Annotated in this window: 7 protein-coding genes; 6 read left to right on the top strand and 1 reads right to left on the bottom strand. The window is 69.8% G+C overall.

Translation table 11 applies throughout. From position 1 onward, the window contains the following. The 4 genes from ON26_RS24615 to ON26_RS24600 all read left to right on the top strand — a co-directional run. The coding region (locus ON26_RS24615; protein ID WP_040799075.1) for a 2-oxo-4-hydroxy-4-carboxy-5-ureidoimidazoline decarboxylase at nucleotides 1–193 on the top strand (193 nt) is incomplete at its 5' end. Nucleotides 194–339: 146 nt separating this feature from the next. Continuing rightward, the gene (gene uraH / locus ON26_RS24610; RefSeq protein WP_040799073.1) at nucleotides 340–657 is read left to right on the top strand and encodes a hydroxyisourate hydrolase; all 318 of its coding nucleotides are present in this window, start codon (nucleotides 340–342) and stop codon (nucleotides 655–657) included. Between the two features lie 6 nt (nucleotides 658–663). Beyond that, nucleotides 664–1,557 (top strand): factor-independent urate hydroxylase, encoded by an 894-nt coding sequence (pucL, locus tag ON26_RS24605; protein ID WP_040799071.1) that lies wholly within the window; start codon nucleotides 664–666, stop codon nucleotides 1,555–1,557. Nucleotides 1,558–1,628: 71 nt separating this feature from the next. Next, complete coding sequence (locus ON26_RS24600; RefSeq protein WP_040799083.1) at nucleotides 1,629–2,972, top strand: 8-oxoguanine deaminase; 1,344 nt, start codon at nucleotides 1,629–1,631, stop codon at nucleotides 2,970–2,972. A 91-nt stretch (nucleotides 2,973–3,063) separates the two neighbouring features. Here the strand turns inward: ON26_RS24600 and ON26_RS24595 are convergent, their stop codons facing one another. After that, nucleotides 3,064–4,521: a protein kinase domain-containing protein gene (locus ON26_RS24595; RefSeq protein ID WP_051027500.1), complete on the bottom strand. Its 1,458-nt coding sequence runs from the start codon at nucleotides 4,519–4,521 to the stop codon at nucleotides 3,064–3,066. A gap of 515 nt (nucleotides 4,522–5,036) precedes the next feature. On the opposite strand from ON26_RS24595, the gene ON26_RS24585 reads away from it, so the two are divergent. Both ON26_RS24585 and ON26_RS24580 read left to right on the top strand, forming a co-directional pair. Continuing rightward, nucleotides 5,037–5,633, top strand: a complete 597-nt coding sequence (locus tag ON26_RS24585; RefSeq protein WP_040799069.1) for an NADPH-dependent FMN reductase — start codon at nucleotides 5,037–5,039, stop codon at nucleotides 5,631–5,633. A gap of 4 nt (nucleotides 5,634–5,637) precedes the next feature. Then, nucleotides 5,638–7,074: DHA2 family efflux MFS transporter permease subunit (locus ON26_RS24580; protein ID WP_040799077.1), on the top strand; the 1,437-nt coding region annotated here is incomplete at its 3' end.

The following is a 7,074-nucleotide window of genomic DNA, read 5'->3' as shown; positions in this document are numbered from 1 at the left end:
CATCTACCTGGTGTGCGCCGCCGGGCGTGGCGCCGCCGAACTGCTCGGCGTGCTGCGCTCCCGGCTGGGCAACGATCCGGTGACCGAGCGGGAGGTGGTGCGCGTGGAGCTGGCGAAGATCAACCGGGTGCGGCTGGGGCGTCTGCTGGACGAACTCGCCGGCGGCGGGCGCGCGGAACGGGGCCGGGCATGAGCGGGCGAGACGCGCCGGACGCGCCGGCTCCGTCGAGTGGGCCGCGCGGCTCCGGCGACCCGGGTGCGTCGGGGCACCCTGGTGCGGCCGGCGGGCTCGACCGGTCCGGCGGGCCGCGTGCCTCGGATGAGCCCGGGGCGTCGGCGGTGCAGGGCACGGTGAGTACGCACGTCCTCGACGCCGTGCGTGGTGTGCCCGCTGCCGGGATCGGCGTCGCGCTCTACGCGGGCGATGAGCCGATCGCCCGGGCGACCACCGACGGCGACGGCCGGGTGCCCGCGCTGGTCGCCGGTTTGCGCCCGGGCACCTATCGCCTGGTGTTCGCCACCGGGGACTATTTCGCGGCGCGGGGGGAGGCGACCTTCTATCCGGAGGTGTCGGTGACCTTCGCGTCCGGACCGGGACACCACCACGTGCCGCTGTTGCTGTCCCCGTTCGCTTTTTCCACCTATCGAGGGAGTTGAGCGCCGATGCCGCTGACCGGGCCGATCGAACTGTCGGACAACCGCTACGGCAAGTCCGAGAACCGCATCGTGCGCATCCACCGTGACGGGCCGCGCCACGAGATCCGCGATGTGAACGTCTCCACCACGCTGCGCGGCGATTTCGCCGACGCCTACATCAGCGGCGACCAGTCCGCGGTGCTGCCCACCGACACCCAGAAGCAGACCGCCTACGCCTTCGCCAAGGACCCGGGCCTGAGCCCGATCGAGGAGTACGGGCTGGCACTGGCCCGGCATTTCGTCGACGACATCGCGCCGGTGCGCGCGGCGCGCGTCGCGATCGAGGACTACGCCTGGCAGCGGGCGAAAGTGGGTGCGGGCGAACACGATTTCACCTGGGTGCGCCAGGGGCCGCAGGTGCGCACCGCGGCGGTGACGGTCGGGCCCGCCGGTTCCTGGGTGGTCGGCGGGGTGCGGGATCTGGTGCTGCTCAAGTCGACCGGCTCGGAGTTCGCCGGATTCCTGCGCGACGAGTTCACCGTGCTCGAACCCACCGACGACCGCATGCTGGCGACCTCTCTGACGGCGCAGTGGCGCTTCGCCGAGATCGAGGGCGTGGACTGGGAGGCCACCTACGCGGGCGTGGTGGCCAGGATGATCGAGGTGTTCGCCACTCATCACTCGAAAGCGTTGCAGCAGACATTGTTCGAGATGGGCACCGCGGCACTCACCGACTTCCCGGTACTGGCCGAGATCCGGCTGGCCGCGCCCAACAAGCACCATTTCGACTACGACCTCGGCCGCTTCGGCATCGCCAACAACGGCGAGGTATACCACGCCGACGACCGGCCCTACGGACTGATCGAGGCCACCCTGAGCCGCGCCGACGCCCCGGAGGCCGGGCAGGCATGGGCGCTGTGAGCGCCGGAGACAGCGGCGCGGCGGAGCAGGGCGCCGCGAGGACGAACGCGGCGGATTCGACGGGGCCGACGCTGGTGATCGACGGGTGCGCGGTGGCCACCGTCGATGCCGCGGGCACCGAATACCGCACCGGACACGTGGTGCTGCACGGCAATCGGATCGGCGCGGTCGGCCCCGGTCCCGCGCCCGTCCTCGACGCGCCCCGCATCGACGGCCGCGGCTGCCTGCTCACTCCCGGCCTGGTCAACACCCACAACCACCTCTACCAGTGGATCACCCGCGGCCTGGCCGCCGATCACACCCTGTTCGAGTGGCTGCGCACGCTCTACCCGATCTGGGCGGGCATCGACGAGGACGCGGTGCGCGTGGCCGCCACCGGCGCCCTGGCCACACTGGCCCGCACCGGCTGCACGACCGCCGCCGACCACCACTACGTGTTCCCCCGCGCGGGCGGCGATCCGCTCGGCGCCGAAATCGCCGCGGCTGCCGAGGTGGGACTGCGTTTCCATCCCTGCCGTGGATCGATGGATCTCGGCACGAGTTCCGGTGGGCTGCCACCGGATTCGATCGTGGAATCACTCGACGAGATCCTCTCCGCGAGCGCCGAAGCGATCGCCCGCTGGCACGATCGGTCCTTCGACTCCATGCTGCGCGTCGCGCTGGCCCCCTGCTCGCCGTTCTCCGTCACCCCGGAACTCCTGCGCGAATCCGCCGCGCTGGCCAGGGCCGAAGGCGTGCGCCTGCACACCCACCTCGCCGAGACCACCGACGAGCTGGATTACTGCCGAGAGCATTTCGACGCCACCCCGACCGAGTACCTCGAAGGCTTGGGCTGGGTGGGCCCCGATGTCTGGTTCGCCCACGCGATCCATCTCGACGACGCGGCGATCTCGACGCTGGCCCGCTCCGGCTCCGGCGTCGCGCACTGCCCGACCTCCAACGGCCGCCTCGGCGCGGGCATCGCCCGGGTGCCCGATCTGCTGCGGGCCGGAGTCGCGGTCGGGCTCGGCGTGGACGGCGCGGCCAGCAGCGAGTCCGGCGCCATGCTCGACGAGCCGCGCCAGGCCCTGCTCTACGCCCGCGCGGTCGGCGGGCCCACCGCCATGAGCGTGCGCACCGCACTGGAACTGGCGACCATCGGCGGGGCGAAGGTGCTGGGCCGCGAGTCCGAGATCGGTTCGATCGAAGCGGGCAAGCTCGCCGACCTGGCCCTGTGGCGGATGGACACCCCCGCGCACGCCGGTATCGAAGACCCGGTGGTGGCACTGATCCTCGGTGACCGTCCACCCGTGGCCGCCCTGGTCGTGAACGGGCGGGTCGTCGTGCGCGACGGGCAGGTCCGCACGGTCGACGAGGCCGAGACCGGTCGCGCTGTCGCCCGTGCCCAGGCCGCCCTGGTCGCCGCGGCCGGGTGATCGTGCCCGCGCGGCGCCGACGGATCGGTTCGCGGCGAATTCCGCCGGGCGCCCGACAGGGCCGCGCCGATCCCGCAGCCGACCCCGACGATCAGCGGACGGTCACGACGCCGTCTTCGAAAGTGATCGAACCTTTCTCGAACGTACTCACCTTCGCGTCGCCGACTTCGATTTCATCGCTGGTCGGGTAGCCCAGCGCCCCTTGGCTGCCGCCGAGTTCATTCCACTTGTTCCGTATCTCGCCCCAGACGATATGCGCGGGACTACCGTTCTTCTGAATGATCACACCACCGACGAACCACTGATATTTGCCGTCGGGATTCGCCTTCTCGGCCCCCAACGGCGGTCCGAGATCCGCCTTCTGCGAGGCGTTCGCCGCAGAATACTTGTCCAGCAGACTTCCCGAAATCGTGTACTCGACGCCGTCGGCACCCCGCATCGTCGTGGAATCGATCGCCACCGTGGACGAATCGTTCGAATGGGACGACGAAAACGGGATCGCCACGAGGAGAGTCGCGACCGACACAGCGAGGACCACCCCGGCGGCCGCCAACCACTTCCGGCTCCGGGTGAACCCGGCACGCCGCTCGTCGGCCGATTCGGTGATCGGCGATGCCGGCGGCACACTCGCGGTCCACTGCGAACCCGTGGGCTCGTGTGGACCCGCCTCGTGGATTCGAGTGGGCTCGAGTCGTCTCCGAGACGTCGCGACGGCCTCGGCCGCCGCGTCCGCGAACGCCGAACAGGTGGGGTAACGGTCCGCGCGGTCCTTGGCCATCGCCCGCGCGACCACCCGGTCGAGCTCGGCGGGGATATCCGGAACGATCCAACTCGGCGCCGGTATCCGCCCGCCCAGATGCGCGTGCATCAACTGGGGCAGGGAATCGCCCGGATACGGCGGCTCACCGGTCAACAGATGGAAGAGACTGCATCCCAGCGAATAGACATCCGTACGACCGTCGAGCGTGGTCCCCTCGAATTGCTCGGGCGCCGCGTAATGCAGGCTGGCGACGAGGGTTCCGGACTTGGTGCGGTAGGCCGTCTCGGCGAGCGCTTTGGCGATTCCGAAGTCCGCCAGCAGAACACGGCCGGGCCGACCCGGCCCGTCTTCTTCCAGCAGCATGTTCGCCGGCTTCACATCGCGGTGCAGAACATGGTTCTCATGCGCGTAATCGAGCGCCTTCGCAATTTCTCCGATGATGTGCACGGCCCGGGCGGGTTCGAGTCGTGCTCGGGCCACTGCCTCGGCGGCGTTCGTTCCCGCGACGTATTGCATCGCTATCCACAGCTGACCGTCTTCACGTCCGCGATCCAGCACCGAAACGATATTCGGATGATCGAGTCGCGCCGCATGATCGGCTTCGCGCTCGAACAGAACACTCGCCTGCCGGTCATGGGTCAGAGACCTGTGCAATACTTTCAGCGCGATTTTCTTGGGGATTCGCGGATGGGCCGCAAGATATACCGACCCCATACCGCCGGCGCCCAACAGTCGTTCGATCGTGAATCCAGCGAAGACCGTGCCGGGGGCCGGTTCACCCACCATCATCTCCCCACAGTCGGTCGCCGAGCACAGGGCTGAGCGTGTTCGACAAGAGAGCCTAGCCGATCGTTATCGGAATGACGTCCGGAGCTGCATCAAACAGATGATGCCGCAGGCGAGTTCGAGCAACCCCTGGTGAAGGTCGGCTCGCACCACGGAAAAGACGCGGAGGCGTTCGAAAGGTTTGCCGCCTCTGGGAGAGCGGCGCTGCTCATGACAGCGCGAACTGCACCACCGCCGGCCCGCGGACTCCTCCGAAGCGGCTCGGCCCGACGAAGCTGCCTGCGGGGATGTCGCCGACTGCCGCCAGCAGGGTGGGAAGCGCGCCGCCGTCCGCGTGCTGACCGGCAAGGGGAGAGACGTCATCGCCCGCATGATCGCCGGGGACGCCGTGGCGGGCCGAACTCCGGCCACGGTACGGACTGCGCCGATCGCCGGACTTGACCTCAACAATAGTTGAGGAAGAAAGGTGGTGTGCGGGCGACCGGTTGGGTCGCCGAGACACGAGTGGGAGATTTCCGATGACACAGACATCGACCGGCGCTGCCGTCGTCGCGCCGCCCTTGCGGCTGGCCGTGGTGATCGGCAGCAGCAGGCAGGGTCGTTTCGCACCGGTCGTGGCCGAGTGGTTCCTGAAGCGGGCCGAAGCGCGGCCGGAATTCGCGGTCACCCTCGTCGATGTGGGCGCGCTCGAACTGCCGCACGCCTTCGGGGCGCCCGCGCCCGGGGCTGCCGACACCCGGGTCGCCCTCGCCGACGCGGACGCGTTCGTGATCGTCACGCCCGAGTACAACCACAGCTACCCGGCGGCGTTGAAGAATCTCATCGACGCACACGGCCCGGAATGGCAGGCGAAACCCGTGGGCTTCGTCAGCTACGGCGGGATATCGGGTGGCCTGCGTGCGGTCGAGCACCTACGGGGCGTTTTCGCCGAACTCCACGCCGTCACCGTGCGCGATACCGTCAGCTTCCACAATCCGTGGCGGCCCGATGGCGCACCGGACGGACCGGCGGCGGGTGAGGGGGCCGGGACCGCCGCGACAACCCTGTTGGACCAGTTGGTCTGGTGGGGCGAGGCGCTTCGCACGGCGCGGGCCGTTCGCCCGTACGGGCGGTGAGGAAATGCGAGACAGCATGTCGGCGGTCGCGTCCGGCGCCCGGCCGGAGCGGGCCGCTCGCAACCCGATGACGGTGGCCCTGGTCCTGGTGGCCGGGACGATCATGGCGACCCTGGATCAGACCATCGTGAATGTGGCGATCAATCGGCTCTCGGCCGAATTCTCGGCGCCGCTGGCCGCCGTCCAATGGGTGTCCACCGGATACGCGCTCGCGGTCGCCGGGGTGGTTCCGGTCGCCGCCTGGGCGATGGGCAGGTTCGGGGCCAAGCGTCTGTATCTGGTGGCCGTGACGATTTTCGCGCTCGGTTCGCTGTTGGCCGGGGCGGCATGGAATATCGAGTCGCTGATCGCGTTCCGGGTCCTCCAGGGTTTCGGCGGCGGACTGCTCATGCCGGTGGGGATGACGGTTCTGCTGCGCGCGGCGGACCCGGAGCGGCTGGGGCGCGCCATGAGCACGATGGGGCTGGCGATCCTGGTCGGTCCGCTGGCGGGGCCGGTGCTCGGTGGTTATCTGATCGACGAGATGTCCTGGCGCTGGATGTTCTTCGTGAACATTCCGCTTGCCGTGGCGGTGCTGATCCTCGCCGTGCGGGTGTTCCCGGCCGACGCGGCGCAACCGCGGCAGCGTATCGACGCGGTCGGGCTCGCGCTGATGTCACCAGGTCTGGCCCTGCTGATCTACGGAGTCACCGCCGCCGGTGAGCGTGGCGGACTACCGATCGGACCGGTGCTGCTGCCGCTGCTGACGGGCGCGGTGCTGGTGGCGATCTTCGTCCACCGCGGCTTCACCGCCCCGCAGCCGCTGCTCGACCTGCGCATACTGCGCAGGCGCGAGGTCGGGGCCGCAGCCGCGCTGGTCGGCCTGTACGCGGCGGGTTACTTCGGCGCGATGTTGTTGCAGCCGCTGTACTTCCAGGTGGTGCGTGGTGAATCCGCATTGGTCGCGGGTGCGCTCGGTATCCCCTTCGCGCTGGCGTCCGGTATCACGATGCAGGTCGCGGGCCGGCTCATCGACCGCTTCCCGCCGGGTCGCTATCTGCCCGTCTCGATCGCGGTCGGGATCGCCGGCTTCCTGTTGTTCCGTGCTCAGCTGGACACCGACAGTTCCTACTGGGGACTCTGCGCGGCCATGCTGCTCATGGGCGCGGGCGGCGGCGGGACGATGATGCCCGCCCTCACCACCGCGACCCGCGCGCTCACGCCGGAGCAGCAGGCGGGCGGCAGCACGACGGTGAACCTGGTCAGCACCACGGCGATGGCGGTCGGTACCGCGGTGGTCGCGGTGGCGCTGTCCGCCCTGCTGCCGGTCACCGGCGGCCTGCAGGCGCTGCACGAACTCGACCCCGTCGCGCACGCCGCGCTGGCGCCCGCTCTGGCAGAGGCGTTCCGGGACGCCTACCTGATCGCGCCGGTCCTCATGGCCCTGGCCGCGGTACCGGCT

This window comes from Nocardia higoensis NBRC 100133, assembly GCF_000308595.1.
In the GTDB taxonomy this organism is placed as follows: Bacteria; Actinomycetota; Actinomycetes; order Mycobacteriales; family Mycobacteriaceae; genus Nocardia; species Nocardia higoensis.
This window is presented reverse-complemented; position numbering and strand designations above follow the sequence as displayed.

Excerpts from the sequence above, each read along its gene's own strand:
- pucL (WP_040799071.1), top strand. The coding sequence starts at position 664 with ATGCCGCTGACCGGGCCGATCGAACTGTCGGACAACCGCTACGGCAAG.
- ON26_RS24595 (WP_051027500.1), bottom strand. The coding sequence starts at position 4,521 with ATGATGGTGGGTGAACCGGCCCCCGGCACGGTCTTCGCTGGATTCACG.
- ON26_RS24585 (WP_040799069.1), top strand. The coding sequence starts at position 5,037 with ATGACACAGACATCGACCGGCGCTGCCGTCGTCGCGCCGCCCTTGCGG.